Genomic DNA, 21,571 nt, shown 5'->3' on the forward strand with positions numbered 1-21,571 from the left:
GAAGCTGCCCGGAGGGCTCCCACATGAGCTATGTGATCGACCGACGTCTCAATGGCAAGAACAAGAGCACGGTAAACCGCCAGCGTTTCCTGCGGCGTTACCGTGACCACATCAAAAAGGCCGTCGAAGAGGCCGTCAGCCGCCGTTCCATCACCGACATGGAGCATGGCGAACAGATCAGCATTCCCGGCCGTGACATCGATGAACCGGTGCTGCACCACGGCCGGGGCGGCAAACAGACGGTCGTGCACCCCGGCAACAAGGAGTTCACCAGCGGCGAACACATCCAGCGCCCCCAAGGCGGCGCGGGCGGCAAAGGCCCGGGCAAGGCCGGCAACTCCGGCGAAGGCATGGACGAGTTTGTGTTCCAGATCACCCAGGAAGAGTTCCTGGAGTTCATGTTCGAAGACCTGGAGCTGCCCAATCTGGTCAAACGCAACCTGACCGGTACCGACACCTTCAAGACCGTGCGCGCCGGGATCAGCAACGAGGGCAACCCGTCACGGATCAACATCATCCGCACCCTGCGTTCGGCCCATGCGCGGCGAATCGCATTGTCTGGCAGCAGCCGGGCAAAACTGCGGGACGCCAAGGCCGAACTGGAACGCCTGAAACGCGAAGAGCCGGACAACTTCGGCGATATTCAGGAAATCGAGGCCGAAATCGCCAAACTCAGCGCGCGGATTCATCGCGTACCGTTTCTCGACACCTTCGACCTGAAGTACAACCTGCTGGTCAAGCAACCCAATCCCAGTTCCAAGGCGGTGATGTTCTGCCTGATGGACGTGTCCGGCTCCATGACCCAGGCGACGAAGGACATCGCCAAGCGCTTCTTCATCCTGCTGTACCTGTTCCTCAAGCGTAACTACGACAAGATCGACGTGGTCTTCATCCGCCACCACACCAGCGCCCGGGAAGTCGATGAAGAAGAATTCTTCTACTCGCGGGAAACCGGCGGCACCATCGTTTCCAGCGCCTTGAAGCTGATGCAGGAAATCATGGCGGAGCGCTATCCGGCGAACGAGTGGAATATCTACGCCGCCCAGGCCTCCGACGGCGACAACTGGAACGACGACTCACCCATCTGCCGCGACATCCTGATCAACCAGATCATGCCCTTCGTGCAGTACTACACCTACGTCGAAATCACCCCGCGCGAACACCAGGCGCTGTGGTTTGAGTACGAGCGCATCAGCGAAGCCTTCGCTGACACCTTCGCCCAGCAACAATTGGTCTCGGCCGGCGATATCTATCCGGTCTTCCGTGAACTCTTCCAGCGCAGGTTAGTGACATGACCGCCAAAGAGCATAAGCGCCAACCCATATCCACGGGGTCCGAATGGACCTTCGAACTGATCCAGGCCTATGACCGGGAAATCAGCCGCATCGCGGCGGGTTATGCCCTGGACACCTACCCCAACCAGATCGAAGTGATCACGGCCGAACAGATGATGGACGCCTATGCGTCCGTGGGTATGCCCCTGGGCTATCACCACTGGTCCTACGGCAAACACTTCCTCAGCACCGAAAAGTCCTACACCCGCGGCCAGATGGGCCTGGCCTACGAAATCGTCATCAACTCCGATCCGTGCATCGCCTACCTGATGGAAGAAAACACCATCTGCATGCAGGCGCTGGTGGTGGCCCACGCGTGCTACGGGCATAACAGCTTCTTCAAGGGTAACTACCTGTTCCGCACCTGGACCGATGCCAGCTCGATCATCGATTACCTGGTCTTCGCCAAGCAGTACATCATGCAGTGCGAGGAGCGCCACGGCATCGATGCGGTGGAAGACCTGCTGGACTCCTGCCACGCCCTGATGAACTACGGCGTCGATCGCTACAAACGCCCTTATCCGATCTCCGCCGAAGAAGAACGCCTGCGCCAGAAGGATCGTGAAGAGCATCTGCAAAAGCAGATCAACGACCTGTGGCGCACAATTCCCAAACGCGCTGGCAAGAACAGCGACAAGGACAATGCGCGCTTCCCCGCCGAACCTCAGGAAAACATCCTGTACTTCCTCGAAAAACACGCGCCGTTGCTGGAGCCCTGGCAGCGGGAAATCGTGCGGATCGTGCGCAAGATTGCCCAGTACTTCTACCCGCAACGCCAGACCCAGGTGATGAACGAGGGCTGGGCCACGTTCTGGCACTACACCCTGATGAACGACCTGTACGACGAAGGCCTGGTTACAGATGGCTTCATGATGGAGTTCCTGACGTCCCACACCAGCGTGGTCTTCCAGCCGGGCTTCGACAGTCCTTACTACAGCGGCATCAACCCGTACGCCCTGGGCTTTGCCATGTACCGGGATATCCGACGCATGTGCGAGCACCCTACCGAAGAAGACCGCCGCTGGTTCCCGGACATTGCCGGCAGCGATTGGCTGTCGACGATCAAGTTCGCCATGAGCAGCTTCAAGGATGAGAGCTTCATCCTGCAGTACCTGTCGCCCCAGGTGATTCGTGACCTCAAGCTGTTCAGCATCATGGACGACGACCTCAAGGACGACCTGTTGGTGCCAGCGATCCATGACGAACCGGGTTACCGCACCATCCGCGAAACCCTGGCGGCGCAGTACAACCTGGGCAACCGCGAACCCAACGTGCAGATCTACAGCATCGACGTACGCGGCGATCGCTCGCTGACCCTGCGCCACCAGCAGCACGACCGTAAACCCTTGGGAGAGTCCACTGACGAGGTTCTCAAGCACCTGCACCGGCTGTGGGGGTTCGATATCCACCTGGAAACGCTGCAGGGCGACCAGGTGATGAAAACCCACCATGTTCCGCCCCGCAACGAACACAGCGACAACGACTACGGTCGCCTCGACCTGGCCGTCGTGCATCTGTGAAATCGCAAAGCCTCCATTGGCGGGCCGCAGGCGTTATCCTGTGCCGCTAATGGAGGCTTTTTCATGCAAATCTACAAAGTCGGTGGCGCGGTACGAGATCGCCTGCTGGGCATCCCCGTTACCGATATTGATCGCGTCGTAGTTGGCGCTACCACTGAGGAAATGCTCGCCCTGGGCTACAAGCCTGTGGGCTCGGACTTTCCTGTATTCCTCGACCCAAAGAACGGCGACGAATACGCCCTCGCCCGCACAGAGCGCAAGAGCGGCCGGGGTTATGGCGGCTTTGTATTTCACGCCAGCCCCGAAGTCACCCTGGAAGAAGACCTGATCCGCCGTGACCTGACCATCAACGCCATGGCCGAAGATGATGACGGCAACCTGACCGATCCTTACCACGGCCAGCGCGATCTGAAAGCGCGCGTTCTGCGTCACGTTTCACCGGCGTTTGCCGAAGATCCGCTCAGGGTGCTGCGCGTTGCACGCTTCGCCGCACGCTACGCCAGCCTTGGTTTCACCGTCGCACCGGAAACCCTCGAGTTGATGCGCGACCTCAGCAACTCCGGCGAACTGGAAGCCCTCACACCCGAGCGCAGCTGGAAGGAAATTTCCCGCGCCCTGATGGAAAATCAGCCACAGGTGTTTATCCAGGTACTGCGCGATTGCGGCGCCCTGAAAACCCTGATGCCGGAGATCGATGCCCTGTTTGGCGTACCGCAGCCCGAAGCTCACCACCCCGAGATTGATACCGGCGTGCACACCCTGAGCGTGCTGGAACAGGCTGCCCTACATGCCCAACCGCTGACCGTGCGCTGGGCCTGCCTGCTGCACGACCTGGGCAAGGGCCTCACGCCTGTGGATAAGTTACCGCAGCACATCGCCCATGAGCATCGCGGCTTGAAGCTGATCAAGGCGGTGAACGAGCGCTTCAAGGTGCCAAGGGATTGCCAGGAACTGGCGCTGCTGGTGGGCGAATACCACACCCACGGTCATCGCGCACTGGAGCTGAGGCCCTCGACCTTGCTGGAGTTGCTGCAAAGCTTTGACGTTTACCGTCGTCCGCAGCGTTTCGAGGAGTTTGTGGTGGCGTGCGAGATGGACGCCCGCGGCCGCAAGGGCCTTGAGCAGCGAAGTTATCCACAGGCGGATTATTTGCGCGGCGCAGCGCTGGCGGCCAGAGGTGTGGCCGTCGCGCCGCTACTGGAACAAGGCTTCAAAGGCCCTGAATTGGGTGAAGCGCTCAAACGCGAACGGCTCAAGGCGTTGAAAGCCTATAAGAGCGAATCCGGCGTCAGCGACTGATCTCGCCACTGGAACGCAACGGGCGCCAGTACCTGATCAATGTGTGCATCCCGCCACAGCGCGGCAAATGTCTTGCCCGCCTCGGGGTGCACACGCTCCGGCGCCATCAACGACAGCGGCCACAGCACAAACGCGTTCTTCAGGATTTCGGCCCGGGGCAGGACCAGCCCGTCGAAGTTACCCACCAGCTCGCCGTACAGCAGCACGTCGATGTCCAGCGGCAAACCCTTGCGATCCGGGGCGTAGCGGCCATTGTCGGCCTCGATGAACTTCAGTCGGCGGTCCAGCTCCATCAACGGCAGGTCGGTATAGGCCGACACCACCAGATTGAAGAATGGCCCGCTCTTGATGCCCACAGGCTGGCTTTCAAACACCGGCGAACAGTGCATATCCGTCAGGAAACCCGCGAGCGCATCGAGGCCGGCGCACAAATGCGTCTGGCGCTCGATATTGCTGCCAAGACCAAGGTAAACCTGAGTTAGCGACATCCGCGCTCGATCTCCACGCCCACGCCCTTGGCCGCCGAAACGGCGCCGGGCTTGGTCAGCTTGAGGTGCAGCCAGGGAATCTGGAATTCACTCATCAATACTTCGGCCAAGCGCTCGGCGAAGGTTTCCACCAGCTGGAATTGTGCCTGCTCGGCAAAGGCCTGGATGCGGGCAGACACGCTGGCGTAATCCAGAGCCAGGGTCAGGTCGTCACCGGCCGCGGCCGGGCGGTTGTCCCAGGCGAAGCTCAGGTCCAGACGCAGGCATTGCCGGATACCGCGCTCCCAGTCGTAGGCCCCGATCACGGTGTCGACTTCCAGGCCTTCGATAAACACTCTGTCCAAGCACTCTTCTCCGCTGCACGACAAGGGCGCGATGCCCCGTTAGAATCAGGGCGTCCTCGCCCGGAATAGTTAGCATGTTTTGGTTACTGGCGACTCTCGCCTACCTGCTCGGCTCGCTGTCCTTCGCCATTTTGCTCAGCCGCTTGACGGGAAATCCCGACCCGCGAATGAGTGGCTCAGGCAATGCCGGCGCCACCAATATGTTGCGCCTGGCCGGCAAGAAACTCGCCGTACTGACGCTGTTCGGCGACGTCTGCAAGGGCCTGCTGCCGGTGCTGATCGCCGACCTGGCCGGGCTTTCGCTGCAACAGCAAGCCTGGATCGGCGTCTGCGCCGTGCTCGGCCACCTGTTCCCGCTGTACTTCCGCTTTCGCGGCGGCAAGGGCGTCGCGACGGCAGCCGGCATGCTGCTGGGGATCTACCCACCGGCGGCGCTGCTGGCCCTCCTGGCCTGGCTGCTGACGTTCTACCTGACCCGCACCAGCTCACTGGCCGCACTGATCGCCACACCCCTGACCCTGCCATTGCTGGCCTGGCAGGAACCGGCGGCGCTGGTGCCGATGAGCGTGCTTACGCTGCTGATCGTCTGGCGCCACCGGGGCAATTTACGCGACCTGTTTGCCGGGCGCGAACGGCATTTTTAAATACGCTCGCTGAACCTGGCTCACGTTCGCCGATTACAGCGGCGGCAGTTGCTCCATCGGCCAACGTGCCTGCACGCTGATGGCCAGGCTCTCATGCTGACCGGCCTGCAAACGCTGGCAGCCGGCATAGGCGATCATCGCGCCATTATCGGTGCAGAATTCAGGACGGGCATAAAACACATCACCCTTCATGTCGCCGAGCATTTTCTCCAGTGAGCTGCGCAATGCCTTGTTGGCGCTGACGCCGCCGGCGATCACCAGGCGCTTCATACCCGCCTGCTTCAGGGCCCGCTTGCACTTGATGGTCAAAGTCTCCACCACGGCCTGCTGGAACGCCAGCGAGATGTCGCAACGGGCTTGCTCACTGTCGTCTCCGGCGCTGACGCTCTGCTGCCAGGTGTTCAGGGCGGAGGTTTTCAGGCCGCTGAAGCTGAACATCAGGCCAGGGCGATCGCACATCGGACGCGGGAAGGTGTAGCGCCCTGGGATGCCTTTTTCCGCCAGCCGCGCGATTTCCGGGCCGCCTGGATAATTGAGGCCCATCATCTTCGCAGTCTTGTCAAAAGCTTCACCGGCCGCGTCGTCCAGACTTTCGCCCAGAAGCGTGTATTGACCGATTCCGTCGACCTGAACCAGCTGCGTATGGCCACCTGAAACCAACAAAGCGACGAACGGGAACTGTGGCGGGTTTTCTTCCAGCATCGGCGCCAGTAAATGGCCTTCCATGTGGTGCACGCCAAGGGCCGGAATGCCCCATGCAAATGCCAGAGCCTGGGCGCAAGAGGCCCCAACCAGCAGGGCTCCGACCAATCCGGGGCCCGCGGTGTAGGCAATGGCGTCGATCTCGGTCGGCACGCAGCCGGCCTCGTCCAAAACCTGGCGAATCAAAGGCAGCATGCGTTTGACATGATCACGGCTGGCCAGCTCCGGCACCACGCCACCATAGGCGCGATGCAGGTCGATCTGACTGAACAGTGCGTCGGCCAAAAGCCCGCGTTCACTGTCGTAAAGTGCGACACCGGTTTCGTCGCACGAGGTTTCTAATCCCAGAACTAGCATGGGTTTGCGCCTTGTAGAGGCTGAATTCGAAGGCGCGCATAATAGTCGCCGCTCCCCCTCCCGACTAGCGGTTTTCGATCAGAGGCTTTGCATTCCGGGCAATGAGGGGTTAACATCCGCAACCCTTAAAAACCGACGACCTCAGCCGCGAATTTTTTGCGACGAGAACGTTGATTCCCGGTAATGAAAGAAGGTAGCTCTGGATGCCAGCCGTCAAAGTAAAAGAGAACGAACCCTTCGACGTAGCTCTGCGTCGTTTCAAGCGCTCCTGCGAAAAAGCCGGTGTTCTGGCTGAAGTTCGTAGCCGCGAATTTTACGAGAAGCCAACTTCTGAGCGTAAGCGTAAAGCAGCAGCCGCTGTTAAGCGTCACGCCAAGAAAGTTCAGCGCGAGCAGCGCCGCGCCGTTCGTCTGTACTAATACACAGACGTTCGTAGCAAGCTTCTGCCAAGCCCGGCCCTCAGCCGGGCTGTTGGCATTTGCGGATATCGCTTGATGCTTCACCGTTGACGCCGCACACGCGACTGAAACGAACCGCTTCACACGTCAGGACTGGCTCTTTTGCCAGCGGTGCACGTCTCTTCTGACGAGCCTAACAAGGCTACTGACGAGCACACTTATTTTTCAACAGGCGATCAACAGGTCGGCTGCGCCCACAGACGAGCTTCCGAGGCCCCCACATGGCCAAGACCGGACTCCCGGGCAACATTTCTACGCCGGGCACTGATCGGAACTAACGTCAGTGAATGTTCGGCAGATACACTTCCTGACAGACCAAGCAGACGACAGATTATCGAGCCGCACGATACGCGCGCCTTGAACACTTTGCGGGCCCTCTTTTACACGCAGTGATGACGAGAACGCCATGGCCGGGCTAATTCCCCAGAGCTTTATTGACGACCTTCTGAACCGCACCGACATCGTCGATGTTGTCAGCTCGCGCCTGCAGATGAAAAAGGCCGGCAAGAACTACACCGCCTGCTGCCCGTTCCACAAGGAAAAGACCCCGTCGTTCAGCGTCAGCCCCGACAAGCAGTTCTACTACTGCTTTGGCTGCGGCGCTGGCGGCAACGCCCTCGGCTTCATCATGGACCACGACAACCTGGACTTCCCCCAGGCCGTCGAGGAACTGGCGAAAGCCGCCGGCATGGAAATCCCCCGCGAAGAAAGTGGCCGCCCGCACAAACCGCGGCAACCCACCGATTCGCCGCTGTACCCGCTACTCACTGCCGCCGCCGACTTTTACCGCCAGGCACTGAAAAGCCATCCGCAGCGCAAAGCCGCCGTCGATTACCTCAAGGGCCGCGGCCTGACCGGTGAAATCGCCCGCGACTTCGGCCTAGGTTTCGCCCCGCCCGGCTGGGACAATCTGTACAAACACCTGAGCAGCGACACCCTGCAGCAAAAAGCCATGATCGACGCCGGCCTGCTGGTGGAAAACGCCGAGACCGGCAAGCGCTATGACCGCTTCCGCGACCGCGTGATGTTCCCGATCCGCGACAGTCGCGGCCGCATCATTGCCTTCGGCGGCCGAGTGCTGGGGGACGACAAACCCAAATACCTGAACTCACCGGAAACCCCGGTGTTTCACAAAGGCCAGGAGCTGTACGGCCTGTTCGAAGCGCGCAAGAACAACCGCAACCTCGATGAAATCATCGTGGTTGAAGGCTATATGGACGTGATCGCCCTGGCCCAGCAAGGCTTGCGCAACGCCGTAGCCACCCTGGGTACTGCCACCAGCGAAGAGCACTTGAAGCGCCTGTTTCGCGTGGTGCCCAACGTATTATTCTGCTTCGACGGCGACCAGGCCGGCCGCAACGCTGCCTGGCGCGCTCTTGAGTCGACCCTGTCGAGCCTGCAGGACGGGCGGCGCGCACGCTTCCTGTTCCTGCCCGAAGGCGAAGACCCGGACACCCTGGTCCGCTCCGAAGGCACCGACGCGTTCCGCGCGCGCATCAACCAACATGCACAACCGCTGGCCGATTACTTTTTCCAGCAACTGACCGAAGAGTCCGACCCGCGCTCCCTCGAAGGCAAGGCCCATATGGTCACCCTCGCAGCGCCGCTGATCGACAAGGTCCCGGGCGCCAACCTGCGGACCCTGATGCGTCAGCGCCTGCTGGAAATTACCGGCTTGAGTGGCGAGGCCGTCAGCCAGCTGGCGCGCAGCGCGCCGCAAGAGGCGCCGCCGGCCTACGACCCGGGCATGGATTACGACGCCATGCCGGACTATTCCGACTTCCACCAACCGCAGGAGGCCTACACGCCCCAGCAGGAGTGGACACCGAAGAAACCCGGCGCTGGCGGCAAGAAATGGGACAAGAAACCCTGGGACAAAAACGGCAAACGTGGCGGCGACCGTGACGAACCGCGCGGGCCACGCGTCCCAGCAGCAGTAGAGCCGCCCACCATGGCGGCCCTGCGTACGTTATTGCACCACCCGCAACTGGCACAAAAAGTCGAGGATGCGGGGCACTTTGCGGCCGAAGACCACACCAATACACAACTGTTGGTGGCCCTGCTCGAAGCCGTACAGAAGAATCCTAAGCTAAACTCATTCCAGCTGATTGCACGCTGGCACGGCACCGAACAGGGCCGCTTGCTGAAGGCATTGGCAGAAAAGGAATGGCTGATTGATGGCGATAACCTTGAACAACAGTTTTTCGACACCATTACTAGCTTGGTAGCTCGTCAACGCGAGCGAAACCTGGAACAACTTCTTCGAAAAGCGCGTCAGAGTGAATTGACCGCCGAGGAGAAAAATCAACTGCGCGACCTTTTAAGTCGCAATGTTTCCGCATCAAACCCGACCTCAGCTGGCGTGTGAGGTCATAGCTCGGGTATAATCCTCGGCTTGTTTTTTGCCCGCCAAGACCTTCAGTGGATAGGGTGTTATGTCCGGAAAAGCGCAACAGCAGTCTCGTATCAAAGAGTTGATCACCCTAGGTCGTGAGCAGAAGTATCTGACTTACGCAGAGGTCAACGACCACCTGCCTGAGGATATTTCAGATCCAGAGCAGGTGGAAGACATCATCCGCATGATTAATGACATGGGGATCCCCGTACACGAGAGTGCTCCGGATGCGGACGCCCTTATGTTGGCCGACGCCGATACCGACGAGGCAGCCGCTGAAGAAGCAGCCGCCGCGTTGGCAGCGGTCGAGACCGACATCGGTCGCACGACTGACCCTGTGCGCATGTATATGCGCGAAATGGGTACGGTAGAGCTGCTGACACGTGAAGGCGAAATCGAAATCGCCAAGCGTATCGAAGAGGGCATCCGTGAAGTGATGGGCGCAATCGCGCACTTCCCAGGCACGGTTGACCACATTCTCTCCGAGTACACTCGCGTCACCACCGAAGGTGGCCGCCTGTCCGACGTCCTGAGCGGTTATATCGACCCGGACGACGGCATTGCGCCACCTGCGGCTGAAGTTCCGCCACCGATCGATGCCAAGGCTGCGAAAGCGGACGACGACACCGACGATGAAGAAGCTGAAGCCAGCACCGATGACGAAGAAGAAGTCGAAAGCGGTCCGGATCCGATCATCGCAGCCCAGCGCTTTGGCGCGGTCTCCGATCAGATGGAACTGGCTCGCAAGGCCCTGAAGAAGCACGGTCGCGGCAGCAAGCAGGCAACTGCTGAACTGCTGGCCCTGGCTGAACTCTTCATGCCGATCAAACTGGTACCGAAGCAATTCGAAGGCCTGGTTGAGCGGGTTCGTAGCGCCCTTGAGCGTCTGCGTGCACAAGAGCGTGCGATCATGCAGCTCTGTGTCCGTGATGCGCGCATGCCGCGTGCCGACTTCCTGCGCCAGTTCCCGGGCAACGAAGTCGACGAAAGCTGGACCGACGCACTGGCCAAAGGCAAAAGCAAATACGCTGAAGCCATTGGTCGCTTCCAGGCCGACATCGTTCGCTGCCAGCAGAAGCTGACTGCATTGCAGACCGAAACCGGTCTGACGATTGCCGAGATCAAGGACATCAACCGTCGTATGTCGATCGGTGAGGCCAAGGCCCGCCGTGCGAAGAAGGAGATGGTTGAAGCGAACTTGCGTCTGGTGATCTCCATCGCCAAGAAGTACACCAACCGTGGCCTGCAGTTCCTCGATCTGATCCAGGAAGGCAACATCGGCTTGATGAAGGCTGTGGACAAGTTCGAATACCGTCGCGGCTACAAGTTCTCGACTTATGCCACCTGGTGGATCCGTCAGGCGATCACTCGCTCGATCGCCGACCAGGCCCGCACCATCCGTATTCCGGTGCACATGATCGAGACGATCAACAAGCTCAACCGTATTTCCCGGCAGATGTTGCAGGAAATGGGTCGCGAACCGACCCCGGAAGAGCTGGGCGAACGCATGGAAATGCCTGAGGATAAAATCCGCAAGGTATTGAAGATCGCTAAAGAGCCGATCTCCATGGAAACCCCGATCGGTGATGACGAAGACTCCCATCTGGGTGACTTCATCGAAGACTCGACCATGCAGTCGCCAATCGATGTTGCTACCGTTGAGAGCCTTAAAGAAGCCACTCGCGACGTACTGTCCGGCCTCACTGCCCGTGAAGCCAAGGTACTGCGCATGCGCTTCGGCATCGACATGAATACCGACCATACCCTTGAGGAAGTCGGTAAACAGTTCGACGTTACCCGTGAGCGTATCCGTCAGATCGAAGCCAAGGCGCTGCGCAAGCTGCGCCACCCGACGAGAAGCGAGCATTTGCGCTCCTTCCTCGACGAGTGATCACAGAACCCCCGGCCCAGGCCGGGGGTTTTGCTTTCTACAGTTTAAATTCCCCCCGCCTCACCTCCCCCGAAATGCCCGTCTACACTCGAAACATTCCCCGTGCCATAACGAGACCGTTATGCCCAGATTGCCGACTGTGTTACTGCTGTCGCTGCTGACCTGGACCGCAACGGCTGGCGCGTTGACTCTCACCGATGAAGAGCGTGGCTGGCTGGCGGACCACCAAGAGTTGCGCCTGGGCGTCGATGCGTCCTGGCCGCCCTTTGAATACCGCGATGAAGAAGGTCGTTACCAAGGCTTGGCCGCAGACTACGTGCGCCTGATGCAGGACCGCCTCGGGCTCAGGATCAAACTGATCGAGCCGGTGAACTGGAGCGCGGTACTGGAACAGGCCCGCAACAATCAGCTCGACCTGCTGCCGGGCATCATGTCCACCCCCGAACGCCAGGGCTTCCTGTCGTTTACCCGGCCTTATCTCGACTTCCCCATCGTCATCCTCGCCCATGAAGGCGGCCCGCAACCGCGCAGCCTCAAGGACCTGTACGGGTTAAAGGTGGCCGTGGTGGAAAACTACGCGCCCCACGAACTGCTGCGCACTCACCACCCGGACCTCAACCTGGTGGCCATGCCCAACGTCAGCGCAACGCTGCAGGCCCTCGCCACGGATAAGGTCGACGCCGTGGTCGGCGACCTCGCTTCCAGCGTGTGGAGCCTGCGCCAACTCAAGCTGGAAGGCCTGTACATCAGCGGCGAAACGCCCTATCGCTATCAATTGGCCATGGGCGTGCCCAAAGACGACAAGATGCTGGTGGGCATCCTCGACAAAGTCCTGGCCGACATCAGCCCGGCCGAGACCGAAGCCATCCAGCAACACTGGGTTGGCAACGTCATCGACCACCGCACCCTCTGGACCGATGTACTGCTCTACGGGCTGCCGGCGGTGCTGTTGCTGAGCATCGTGCTGGCCGTGGTTATCCGGATCAATCGCCGGCTCAGTTCGGAAATTTCCCGCCGTGTAGCCCTCGAACAGGAACTGCGCAGCAGCGAATACCATTATCGCGGCCTGGTGGAGAGCCTTTCAGCGATCGCCTGGGAAGCCAGCATCAGCGATTTCACCTACAGCTACGTGTCGCCCCACGCCGAGGAACTGCTGGGCTATCCGCGGGCCCATTGGCTGATCCCGGGCTTCTGGCGCAACATCATTCACCCCGCCGACCTGACCCGCACAGAATCCTATTGCTACGCAGAAACCCGAGCCAACCGCGACCACAGTGTCGACTACCGGGTGATCACCGCCGATGGCCGCTGCCTGTGGGTGCGAGACATCGTCAGCCTGATCGAACACGGCCACGAACCGGTGCTGCGCGGCCTGATGATCGACATCAGCGAAGCCAAGCGCACCGAGGAAGCGTTGCAGCTTTCGGAGCAGAAGTTCGCCTCCGTGTTCCAGCAATGCCCGGACATCCTGGTGATTGCCCGGCTGTCCGACGGCTGCCTGATGGAGGTCAACAAGGCGTTCGAGGATCAGATCGGCCTGAGCGCTGAAGAAGTCGTAGGAAAAACCGCCACCGAACTGAATATCTGGGGCATCCAGGGTGTAGGCCCCGGTCTTCTGCAACGGGTGCAGACCACCAGCATCCGTAACCTGGAAATGCCTTTCCTGCGCAGTAACGGCCAAGCCTTCACCGGGCTGATTTCCGCCGAACCGTTTCAACTCGACACCACCGAAGCCCTGGTGGTGGTGGTGCGTGATATCACCCAACTGAAAGAAACCCAGCAGCGGCTGCAAACCTCCGAAGAGAAATTCGCCAAGGCCTTCCACGCCTCCCCCGATGGCCTGCTGCTGTCCCGCCAAAGCGACGGCTTGCTGATCGAAGTCAACGAAGGCTTCAGCCGCATAACCGGCTTCAACAGCGTGATGTCACTGGATCAGTCCACCCTGGACCTCGGCATCTGGGTCGACCTGAACGAACGCAAGGACATGCTGGAACTGCTGCAACGGGACGGATTCGTCCGCGACTTTGTCTGCCACATCCGCCGCAACGACGGCGAGATTCGCCTCTGCGAGGTCTCCAGTCGCCCGCTGCCCATCGGTGACGAAGACTGCATGCTGACCATCGCGCGGGACATCACCGAGCGCCAACTGATGCAGGAAAAACTGCAACAGGCCGCCACCGTCTTCGAGAGCACTGCCGAAGGCGTACTGATCACCGACATCCGGCAAAACATCAGCGCAGTGAACCGCGCCTTCAGCGAGATCACCGGCTACAGCGAAGCCGAAGCCCTCGGCCAAACCCCGCGTCTGCTCGCCTCCGGCCTGCACGACAGCGCCTTCTACGCGGCCATGTGGCATCAACTGACGGCCAACGGCCACTGGCAAGGCGAGATCTCCAACCGGCGCAAGAACGGCGAGCTGTACCCCAGCTGGCTGACCATCAGCGCGGTGCGCAATCGCGAGCAGTCGATCACCCACTTTGTCGCCGTGTTTGCCGACATCTCCAGCCTCAAGCACGCCCAGGCGCGCCTCGATTACCAGGCCCACCACGACCCGCTGACCGGCCTGCCCAACCGCACCCTGTTCGAAAGCCGCCTGCAGGCCGCCCTCAACCATCAACAGGAAACCGGCAGCCAGGGCGCCGTACTGTTCCTCGACCTCGACCGCTTCAAACACATCAACGACAGCCTCGGCCACCCGATTGGCGACCTGCTGCTCAAGGGCATCGCGGTACGCCTCAAGGACCAACTGCGGGACGTCGACACCGTGGCACGCCTGGGCGGCGACGAATTCATCATCCTGCTGCCCGGCCTGCAACAAGCCAGCGACGCCGAACACCTGGCCAATAAACTGCTGGCCTGCTTCACCCCGCCGTTCCAGGCGGGCGAGCACGAGTTCTTTATCAGCGCCAGCATCGGCACCAGCCTGTACCCACGGGACGGCGTCGACGTCGCCACCCTGGTCAAAAACGCCGACGCCGCCATGTACCGCTCCAAGGCCAAAGGCCGCAACCGCGTCGAAAGCTACACCCAGGACCTGACTGCCCAGGCCAACGAACGGGTGGCCCTGGAGCACGAACTGCGCCGGGCCATCGAGCGCGACGAATTGCGCCTCTACTACCAGCCGAAACTGAGCCTGGACACCCAACAACTGATCGGCGCCGAAGCACTGATCCGCTGGCTACATCCCACCTTCGGCGAAGTGCCACCCGAGCACTTCATCGCCCTGGCCGAAGAGAACGGCATGATCCTGCAAATTGGTGACTGGGTACTGGACCAGGCGTGCCGGCAAATGCACGACTGGAGAGAAGTCTTCGATGACTTCGGGCCGCTGTCCGTCAACCTCGCCGGCGCGCAACTGCGCCACCCCAACCTGCTGGCGCGCATCGAACAACTGCTGCGGGACAACCACCTGGAGCCCGGCTGCCTGCAACTGGAGATCACCGAAAACTTCATCATGAGCCAGGCCGAAGAAGCGCTGGAGGTGCTGCACCAACTCAAGCGCCTGGGCGTGCAACTGGCCATTGATGACTTCGGCACCGGGTATTCGTCCCTCAGCTATTTGAAGCGCCTGCCGCTGGATTTCCTGAAGATCGACCAATCCTTCGTGCGTGGCCTGCCGGATGATCCGCACGATGCCGCCATCGTGCGCGCCATTATTGCCCTGGGGCACAGCATGCAATTCACCATCATCGCCGAAGGCGTGGAAACGCCTGCCCAGCAAGCGTTCCTGGCGGCTGAAGGCTGCGAACAGATGCAAGGCTACATCGTCAGCCTGCCACTGCCGCCGGACCTTTTTGCCGCCACCTTCCTTCGTATGAGCGTTTCGGACTTTTCGGATGGCACAGCGAAGAAACCATCGCTATAATCCGCGGCCTACTGAGGGCCTATAGCTCAGTTGGTTAGAGCAGGGGACTCATAATCCCTTGGTCGTAGGTTCGAGTCCTACTGGGCCCACCATCTTGAAAGCCGCGCATTGCGCGGCTTTGTCGTTTCTGGCGTGCCGCAATGAAACATTAGTTAGTTGTCCCGAACGGCTACGGCGAAGACCATGATTCCCAGTCAACGTCACTCCAGCACGAGGGAAACTCGCTCCATGCATCAGAAGAAACGTACGCCGCGCCCTGTAATCCACCGCCTGGGCCTGCGTGCCGCAGCCGCTGCCGCAATCACCCTCGCCACCTTAAGCTGCGCTCACGCCGCCCCCGCTGACACCATCAAAGCATTCAAGCTGTGCACGGGCGCCGACAACAACTCCCACGTACTGGAAGGCACCATCGACCAGAGCATGCGCAATGATGTGACCGCCATCCACTTCAAGCAAACGGCGGCGCACTCTTCCTACAGTTGGCATAACGACCCAGAGCCCCAGTACGTCATGACGCTGTCCGGCACCCTGGCGTTCGTTACCCGCGGCGGTGAGAAGTTCACGCTGCATCCGGGTGAAGTGCTGGTCGCCGAAGACAACACCGGTACAGGCCATCGCTGGAATCTGGTGGACGATCAGCCGTGGCGGCGCGGGTACGTGGTGTTGAAGCCCGGCGCACCGGATTCGTTTATCCCGAACGACCCTGCCGCTGCGAAGGTGTGCAAAGCGTCTTAGGCTTCCGAATCAGACGGGCGTCTCCTCGGCGACGCCCTCACTTGGCAAACAACTGCCCAATATCCTTGAACGCCTTGAACTCCAGCGCATTGCCGCACGGATCAAACAGGAACAACGTCGCCTGCTCACCCACCTGACCTTTGAAACGAATATGCGGCTCCAACACAAACCGGGTATTTCGAGCCTGCAACCGCTCCGCCAGGGCATGCCAATCCTCCCAACTCAGCACCACGCCAAAATGCGGCACCGGCACATCGTGGCCGTCTACCGCATTGGTGTGCGCCGCCTCTTGAGAAGCGGTTTTCGGATGTTCATGAATCACCAGTTGATGCCCGAAGAAATCGAAGTCGACCCAGTGATCACTGGCCCGCCCCTCCTCCAGGCCAAACACTTCACCGTAAAACTGCCGCGCAGCCGCCAAGTCGAATACCGGAATTGCCAGGTGAAAAGGAGCCAGTGCCATCAGGTCTAACCTCTATGGGTATTAAGTCCTTCCGAGTCTAGTCTTGCTGTAACCGATGGAAAGACGATAGTTTTCGCAGCGAGCTCAAATTATTTCGATCAATCGAGAAGCCCATGCTGCGAGAACTGAAAACCTTTATCGCGGTTACCCGACACGGCACCTTCGCCGCAGCGGGCATGCATATCGGGCTGACGCAGTCGGCGGTCAGCGCGCAGATCCGCCAGTTGGAGCAGGTGCTGGGCGTGCAACTGTTCGACCGCACCGGGCGCCAGGCCACGCTGAATGCGGCGGGCATCCGCGCGCTGCCGCTGGCCAAGGAAATTCTCGAGACGTTCAATCGCATGGCTGTGCCGGTGGACGCCAATGAATACCGTGGCGAGTTGAAAGTCGGTGCCATCACCACCGCCCAGACCGGCCTGCTACCGCAAGCCCTGGTGCGCCTGCGACAGGCTGCGCCGACGGTGGAGTGCAAGTTGGTGCCGGGGGTTTCCCTGGAGCTGCTCAGCCAGGTGGACTCAGGCGAACTCGACTCGGCGATCATCATTCGCCCGCCCTTTGATTTGCCCAAGGAGCTGCACGTGCAGGTGCTGCGCAAGGAGCCGTTTGTGCTGATCGTGCCGCAAACGGTCAAGGGTGATGACCCGCTGCAACTGCTCGCCGCTCATCCCCATGTGCGTTACGACCGTGCTTCGTTTGGCGGGCGGCTGGTCAGTCGCTTTCTGCGGGATCAGCGGTTGGACGTGCAGGTTGCGCTGGAGCTGGATGAGATCGAAGCCCTCGTCAAGATGGTTGAATGCGGGCTGGGCGTTTCACTGGTTCCCCACGCCGGGCTATGGCTGGACCGATCCCCGCAGGTGCGCGTGATCCCGCTGGGCGAGCTGACCTTTTATCGGGAAATCATCCTGCTGAGCCGCTACAGCCAACGCAACCTTCCGGTGCCGCAACTCTTTGCCCGGTGCCTGCTGGCGGACGTGAGCTAAGGCGCCAAAAAAAAGCCGCACATCCGTGCGGCTTTTTCACGCCCTATTTCTTGGGCAACGCGTAGGCAATCACGTAATCCCCGCGGTCCGGCGACTGTCGCGCGCCGCCGGCGGTGAGCACGATGTACTGGGTGCCCGTCTTGGGCGACACGTAGGTCATCGGCCCCGATTGGCTACCGACAGGCAAACGGGACTTCCAGATTTCGTTGCCGTTGCCGGTATCGAACGCGCGCAGGTAGAAGTCCTGGGTGCCGGCGAAGAACAACAGGCCAGACTGGGTCGCCAGAGACGCGCCAAGAGTCGGCATGCCAATCGGAATCGGCATGTGCATGCGGATGCCCAGCGGCCCGGTGTCTTCAACCGTGCCCACCGGTACTTGCCACATCAGCTTGTGGGTTTTCAGGTCGATGGCCGACATGGTGCCAAACGGCGGTTTCTGACACGGAATGCCCGCCGCCGAAAGGAAGCGCTCGCGCATGGCGCCAAACGGCGTGCCGGCCTGCGGCACCACACCCATCTCGATGCCGCTGGCACCGGCGGCGATCTTGTCGCGCGGGATCATGTAGTTGGCCAAACCCAGGCGCATGTCGTTGACGAACATGTAGTGGGTGTTCGGGTCCACCGACACGCTGCCCCAGTTCATCCCGCCCAGCGAACCCGGGAACTGCAGCGCGCGGTCCAGGCCTGGCGGCGTATAGACGCCCTGGTGACGCATGCCCTTGAACTGGATGCGGCACATCAGTTGGTCAAACGGCGTGGCGCCCCACATGTCGGATTCGGTCAGTTGCTGATTACCGATCGAAGGCATGTCTACCGAGAACGGTTGGGTCGGCGAATAGCGCTCGCCGGGCACATTGCCTTGAGGCACTGGCCGCTCTTCGACCCGGGCGATGGGTACGCCGGTTTCGCGGTTGAGCAGGAAGATTTCACCTTGCTTGGTGACTTGAGCCAGGGCCGGCTGCACGCCGCCGTTACCATCAGGAATATCGTAGAGCAGCGGTTGCGCCGGCAGGTCGAAGTCCCACAGGTCGTGGTGAGTGGTCTGGAAGTGCCAGCGCACCTGGCCGGTCTTCACGTCGATGGCGACGATGGAGGAGCTCCACTTGTCGTCATAGGCGGTACGTTCACCGGCGAAAAAGTCCGGGGTGGCGTTACCGGTGGGCAGGTAGACCAGGCCGAGCCTGGCGTCGTAGGACATGGCCGACCACACGTTCGGCGTGCCACGGGTGTAGGTCTCGCCTGCGGGCGGCCGTTTGGTGGTGTTCGGGTTGCCCGGGTCCCAGGCCCACACCAGTTCGCCGCTGTGCACGTCAAAAGCGCGCACCACGCCTGGCGGTTCGCCGGTGGAGAAGTTGTCTGCCACACGGCCGCCGACGATCACCACATTGCCCGCCACCAAGGGTGTCGAGGTTTGCTGGTAATAACCGGGCTTCACTTCGCCCATGTCGGTTTTCAGGTCGACGGTGCCGTGGTCGCCGAAGTCTTCGCAAGGCGCGCCGGTTTCAGCATTGAGCGCAATCAACCGGGCATCGCCGGTCGGCAGGAACAGACGTTTCACACAGGCTTTCGCGCTGGCGGGTTGCTCGCTGACGCTGCTGTCGAAGTAACCCAAGCCCCGGCAACGCTGCCAGTTGGGGCCGCTGCCCTGGGGGTCGAATTTCCAGCGCTGGGCGCCGGTGTCGGCATCCAGGGAGAAGACTTTGCCGTAGGCAGTGCACACGTAAACGCTGTCACCGATCTGCAGCGGGGTGTTCTGGTCTTCGGCGCCGGCGCCGTTGCTCTCGGGGATGTCGCCGGTGTGAAAGGTCCAGGCCACCTGCAACTTGTCGATGTTGCCTTTGTTGATCTGGTCCAGCGCGGCAAACCGGTTGCCGGCGGTGGTGTTGCCCCAGTGGGCCCAGTCCTTTTGCTCGGTGCCAGGTGTCACCGGCGTCACCGCAGGCTCACTGCTGGCCTTGACCACGTGGGTCGGCACAAACATGTACCCCAGGGTGGCGACCACGCCAAGGCCCAGCAGCCCGGCCACACCATAGGCGCCACGCCCGGGTGTCGAGCCCGAGGCACGGGCGAGCTGTGGATAAATCAGCGCGACCACCAGGCCGATGACGGCAAAGGTCAGCACCCGCGATACCAACGGCCAGTATTCCAGCCCGGTGTCCCACACCGCCCAGATCGCGGTCAGCACCAACGCCACGGCGTATAGCCAAGCACCCTGAGGCCGGCGCTTGGCGATCAGCACGCCGGAGACCAGCATCGCCAGGCCCATCAGCAGGAAATACCAGCTGCCACCCAGCGCCACGAGGTAACCACCACCGCCCGCCAGGCCCAGGCCGATCAAGGCGATCAGCAGGCCCAGGCCAACCAGCAACCATCTGCTGCCGGTGGCAGCCCCAAAGTTATTCATCTCGCAAACGTCCTTCCTGTATACCCAACGAGAAATAATGTACCAAACAGTTACTTTTAACAATCTGGCACAAACTAATGTGTTCGATCAGCGGCGAAAATAAATTTCAGCTCTCGCTTGAAGTGGAATTTTATTTCCAATAATGTCCACTTCAGAATCTTTGTCGCACCAGAACAATAAAAAGGAAACTCCCATGAAGCGCCTGCTTGGCTGTGCCTGTGCCCTGCTGCTGTCCACCGCCGCCCATGCCGAATTGCGCATCGGGGTATCGGTCGGGCAGTTCGATAACTATGTGTCCTACCTGGTGCAGGCCATGCAGGACCGGGCCAAGGCCTCGCCCGATGGAGTCAAGCTGCAGGTGGAAGATTCCGCCAGCGATGTAGTCCGCCAGTTGAACCAGGTGGAAAGCTTTATCAGCCAGAAAGTCGACGCGATCATCGTCAACCCGGCCGACACCGCGGCCACCCGCAAGATCACCGAAAAAGCCAACGCCGCCGGTATCCCGCTGGTGTACATGAACAGCCGCCCAGAGGTGGAAAGCTTCCCGCCGGGCGTCGTCTTCGTCGGCACCGACGAGCGCGCCATCGGCCGGATGCAGATGGAGTACCTGGCCGAGAAGATGGGCGGCAAGGGCAACCTGGCGATCATCCTCGGGCGCCTCGCCCACAGCGATACCGGCAAGCGCACCAGCGGGGTGAAGGATGTGCTGGCCAAGTACCCCGAGATCAAAGTCGTTGAAGAGCAGTCCGGCGACTGGCAGCGGGAAAAAGGCATGGACCTGATGAATGACTGGCTGACCAAGGGCCAGACCATCAACGCCGTGGCCTCCAACAACGACGAGATGGGCATCGGCGCCGCCATGGCTTTGCGCCAGACTGGCCGCCAGGACATTCTGGTAGGCGGCATCGACGGCACGCCGGACGGTTTGCAGGCGCTGAAAAAAGGCCAGTTGGCAGTGACCGTATTCCGCGACCCGGTGGCCATCGGTGCCGGCTCGGTGGACGCGGCGCTGATGCTGATCAAGCACGCCGCCCTGCAAGGCGATGTGTGGGTTCCGACCCAACTGGTTACCCCGGAAAACTACCAACAGTTCCTGCGCAACTAAGCGCGGCGCCGTCGCGAGCATCAAGGGGAACGAGCCTGTAACATGCTTGCCCATTGATGCCCGTGCCGGAGAACACCTTGTCCGCCTCTCACCCTCCCGTCCTCGATGAAATCGATCGCCAGTTGATCGCCGCTTTGCAGATCAACGCCCGCGAAAGCGTGGCCATGCTTGCCCGGCAACTCGGCATCGCGCGCACCACCGTCACCTCGCGCCTGGCACGCCTGGAAAAAACCCAGGTGATTACCGGCTATGGCGTGCGCCTCAGCCAGCGGGTGGTGGATGGTGGTTTACAGGCCTACGTGGGGATTACCGTGCAACCGCGCTCCGGCAAGGAAGTGTTGCGTCGGATCAGCGCCATGGCGCAGGTCCAGCAACTGTGTGCGGTGAGCGGCGAGTTCGACTACGTGGCCTGGTTGCGCACCGATTCGCCGGAACAGCTGGATCAACTGCTGGACCAGATCGGCAGCGTCGACGGTGTGGAGAAGACCACCACCTCGATCATCCTTAGTAACAAACTGGATCGTGGGCAACCAATCTGACCACCAACTTCGTCACTCTGACTAAAAACAATTCAATCCGACGACACA

Annotated in this window: 17 protein-coding genes and 1 tRNA gene; 13 read left to right on the forward strand and 5 right to left on the reverse strand. The window is 60.8% G+C overall.

Features of this window, described 5'->3' with window-relative positions; genetic code table 11:
- Nucleotides 1–23: 23 nt before the first annotated feature.
- The 3 genes from V3W39_RS18805 to V3W39_RS18815 all read left to right on the forward strand — a co-directional run bounded on the left by V3W39_RS18805 (nt 24) and on the right by V3W39_RS18815 (nt 4,153).
- Nucleotides 24–1,295: a YeaH/YhbH family protein gene (locus V3W39_RS18805; RefSeq protein ID WP_003211000.1), complete on the forward strand. Its 1,272-nt coding sequence runs from the start codon at nt 24–26 to the stop codon at nt 1,293–1,295.
- Nucleotides 1,292–2,854, forward strand: coding sequence for a SpoVR family protein (locus tag V3W39_RS18810; RefSeq protein WP_177043248.1), 1,563 nt, complete (start codon nt 1,292–1,294; stop codon nt 2,852–2,854). Before V3W39_RS18805 ends, V3W39_RS18810 begins: the two co-directional genes overlap by 4 nt.
- A gap of 63 nt (nt 2,855–2,917) precedes the next feature.
- Nucleotides 2,918–4,153: a multifunctional CCA addition/repair protein gene (locus V3W39_RS18815; protein WP_177043247.1), complete on the forward strand. Its 1,236-nt coding sequence runs from the start codon at nt 2,918–2,920 to the stop codon at nt 4,151–4,153.
- Here V3W39_RS18815 and folK read toward each other — a convergent pair.
- Together folK and folB are read right to left on the reverse strand one after the other, a co-directional pair.
- Entirely contained in the window at nt 4,123–4,641 is a 519-nt protein-coding gene (folK, locus tag V3W39_RS18820) for a 2-amino-4-hydroxy-6-hydroxymethyldihydropteridine diphosphokinase (protein ID WP_259198058.1), read from the reverse strand. The genes V3W39_RS18815 and folK overlap by 31 nt on opposite strands.
- Nucleotides 4,632–4,985, reverse strand: a complete 354-nt coding sequence (gene folB, locus V3W39_RS18825; RefSeq protein ID WP_177131790.1) for a dihydroneopterin aldolase — start codon at nt 4,983–4,985, stop codon at nt 4,632–4,634. The genes folK and folB overlap by 10 nt, the downstream gene beginning before the upstream one ends.
- A gap of 74 nt (nt 4,986–5,059) precedes the next feature.
- Here folB and plsY point away from each other — a divergent pair, with 74 nt between their 5' ends.
- Nucleotides 5,060–5,629, forward strand: a complete 570-nt coding sequence (gene plsY, locus V3W39_RS18830; protein ID WP_177043244.1) for a glycerol-3-phosphate 1-O-acyltransferase PlsY — start codon at nt 5,060–5,062, stop codon at nt 5,627–5,629.
- 33 nt (nt 5,630–5,662) lie between these two features.
- Here plsY and tsaD read toward each other — a convergent pair whose 3' ends face one another.
- Nucleotides 5,663–6,688 carry a tRNA (adenosine(37)-N6)-threonylcarbamoyltransferase complex transferase subunit TsaD gene (gene tsaD / locus V3W39_RS18835; protein ID WP_010167287.1) on the reverse strand — a complete coding sequence of 342 codons (1,026 nt, stop codon included), beginning with the start codon at nt 6,686–6,688 and terminating at the stop codon, nt 5,663–5,665.
- Between the two features lie 203 nt (nt 6,689–6,891).
- On the opposite strand from tsaD, the gene rpsU reads away from it, so the two are divergent.
- The 6 genes from rpsU to V3W39_RS18865 all read left to right on the forward strand — a co-directional run bounded on the left by rpsU (nt 6,892) and on the right by V3W39_RS18865 (nt 16,032).
- Nucleotides 6,892–7,107 carry a 30S ribosomal protein S21 gene (gene rpsU / locus V3W39_RS18840; RefSeq protein WP_002551877.1) on the forward strand — a complete coding sequence of 72 codons (216 nt, stop codon included), beginning with the start codon at nt 6,892–6,894 and terminating at the stop codon, nt 7,105–7,107.
- Nucleotides 7,108–7,552: 445 nt separating this feature from the next.
- Complete coding sequence (gene dnaG / locus V3W39_RS18845) at nt 7,553–9,514, forward strand: DNA primase (RefSeq protein ID WP_003211012.1); 1,962 nt, start codon at nt 7,553–7,555, stop codon at nt 9,512–9,514.
- Nucleotides 9,515–9,581: 67 nt separating this feature from the next.
- Nucleotides 9,582–11,432, forward strand: coding sequence for an RNA polymerase sigma factor RpoD (gene rpoD, locus V3W39_RS18850; RefSeq protein ID WP_063026748.1), 1,851 nt, complete (start codon nt 9,582–9,584; stop codon nt 11,430–11,432).
- A gap of 121 nt (nt 11,433–11,553) precedes the next feature.
- Nucleotides 11,554–15,297, forward strand: a complete 3,744-nt coding sequence (locus tag V3W39_RS18855) for an EAL domain-containing protein (RefSeq protein ID WP_330213109.1) — start codon at nt 11,554–11,556, stop codon at nt 15,295–15,297.
- A gap of 15 nt (nt 15,298–15,312) precedes the next feature.
- A tRNA-Ile gene (locus tag V3W39_RS18860) sits at nt 15,313–15,389 on the forward strand.
- Between the two features lie 136 nt (nt 15,390–15,525).
- Nucleotides 15,526–16,032 carry a hypothetical protein gene (locus V3W39_RS18865; protein ID WP_177120085.1) on the forward strand — a complete coding sequence of 169 codons (507 nt, stop codon included), beginning with the start codon at nt 15,526–15,528 and terminating at the stop codon, nt 16,030–16,032.
- A gap of 37 nt (nt 16,033–16,069) precedes the next feature.
- Here the strand turns inward: V3W39_RS18865 and V3W39_RS18870 are convergent, their stop codons facing one another.
- A complete protein-coding gene (locus V3W39_RS18870) occupies nt 16,070–16,495 on the reverse strand; it encodes a VOC family protein (protein ID WP_177043241.1) in 426 nt (141 codons plus the stop codon).
- A 113-nt stretch (nt 16,496–16,608) separates the two neighbouring features.
- Here V3W39_RS18870 and V3W39_RS18875 point away from each other — a divergent pair, with 113 nt between their 5' ends.
- Complete coding sequence (locus tag V3W39_RS18875) at nt 16,609–17,475, forward strand: LysR family transcriptional regulator (protein ID WP_259198056.1); 867 nt, start codon at nt 16,609–16,611, stop codon at nt 17,473–17,475.
- 43 nt (nt 17,476–17,518) lie between these two features.
- Here the strand turns inward: V3W39_RS18875 and V3W39_RS18880 are convergent, their stop codons facing one another.
- Complete coding sequence (locus V3W39_RS18880) at nt 17,519–19,879, reverse strand: glucose/quinate/shikimate family membrane-bound PQQ-dependent dehydrogenase (RefSeq protein WP_330213110.1); 2,361 nt, start codon at nt 19,877–19,879, stop codon at nt 17,519–17,521.
- Between the two features lie 193 nt (nt 19,880–20,072).
- On the opposite strand from V3W39_RS18880, the gene V3W39_RS18885 reads away from it, so the two are divergent.
- Together V3W39_RS18885 and V3W39_RS18890 are read left to right on the forward strand one after the other, a co-directional pair.
- The gene (locus tag V3W39_RS18885; protein ID WP_177043238.1) at nt 20,073–20,984 is read left to right on the forward strand and encodes a sugar ABC transporter substrate-binding protein; all 912 of its coding nucleotides are present in this window, start codon (nt 20,073–20,075) and stop codon (nt 20,982–20,984) included.
- A gap of 56 nt (nt 20,985–21,040) precedes the next feature.
- Nucleotides 21,041–21,523: an Lrp/AsnC family transcriptional regulator gene (locus tag V3W39_RS18890; protein WP_177043237.1), complete on the forward strand. Its 483-nt coding sequence runs from the start codon at nt 21,041–21,043 to the stop codon at nt 21,521–21,523.
- Nucleotides 21,524–21,571 lie beyond the last annotated feature (48 nt).

Source organism: Pseudomonas sp. Z18(2022) (genome assembly GCF_036346535.1).
Taxonomy (GTDB): Bacteria; Pseudomonadota; Gammaproteobacteria; order Pseudomonadales; family Pseudomonadaceae; genus Aquipseudomonas; species Aquipseudomonas yamanorum_A.

Coding starts and splice junctions, on each gene's coding strand:
- V3W39_RS18805 (WP_003211000.1), top strand. CDS start 24: ATGAGCTATGTGATCGACCGACGTCTCAATGGCAAGAACAAGAGCACG.
- V3W39_RS18865 (WP_177120085.1), top strand. CDS start 15,526: ATGCATCAGAAGAAACGTACGCCGCGCCCTGTAATCCACCGCCTGGGC.
- plsY (WP_177043244.1), top strand. CDS start 5,060: ATGTTTTGGTTACTGGCGACTCTCGCCTACCTGCTCGGCTCGCTGTCC.
- rpoD (WP_063026748.1), top strand. CDS start 9,582: ATGTCCGGAAAAGCGCAACAGCAGTCTCGTATCAAAGAGTTGATCACC.
- V3W39_RS18885 (WP_177043238.1), top strand. CDS start 20,073: ATGAAGCGCCTGCTTGGCTGTGCCTGTGCCCTGCTGCTGTCCACCGCC.
- folK (WP_259198058.1), bottom strand. CDS start 4,641: ATGTCGCTAACTCAGGTTTACCTTGGTCTTGGCAGCAATATCGAGCGC.
- V3W39_RS18870 (WP_177043241.1), bottom strand. CDS start 16,495: ATGGCACTGGCTCCTTTTCACCTGGCAATTCCGGTATTCGACTTGGCG.
- tsaD (WP_010167287.1), bottom strand. CDS start 6,688: ATGCTAGTTCTGGGATTAGAAACCTCGTGCGACGAAACCGGTGTCGCA.
- dnaG (WP_003211012.1), top strand. CDS start 7,553: ATGGCCGGGCTAATTCCCCAGAGCTTTATTGACGACCTTCTGAACCGC.
- V3W39_RS18890 (WP_177043237.1), top strand. CDS start 21,041: ATGCCCGTGCCGGAGAACACCTTGTCCGCCTCTCACCCTCCCGTCCTC.
- rpsU (WP_002551877.1), top strand. CDS start 6,892: ATGCCAGCCGTCAAAGTAAAAGAGAACGAACCCTTCGACGTAGCTCTG.
- V3W39_RS18880 (WP_330213110.1), bottom strand. CDS start 19,879: ATGAATAACTTTGGGGCTGCCACCGGCAGCAGATGGTTGCTGGTTGGC.
- V3W39_RS18810 (WP_177043248.1), top strand. CDS start 1,292: ATGACCGCCAAAGAGCATAAGCGCCAACCCATATCCACGGGGTCCGAA.
- V3W39_RS18815 (WP_177043247.1), top strand. CDS start 2,918: ATGCAAATCTACAAAGTCGGTGGCGCGGTACGAGATCGCCTGCTGGGC.
- V3W39_RS18855 (WP_330213109.1), top strand. CDS start 11,554: ATGCCCAGATTGCCGACTGTGTTACTGCTGTCGCTGCTGACCTGGACC.
- V3W39_RS18875 (WP_259198056.1), top strand. CDS start 16,609: ATGCTGCGAGAACTGAAAACCTTTATCGCGGTTACCCGACACGGCACC.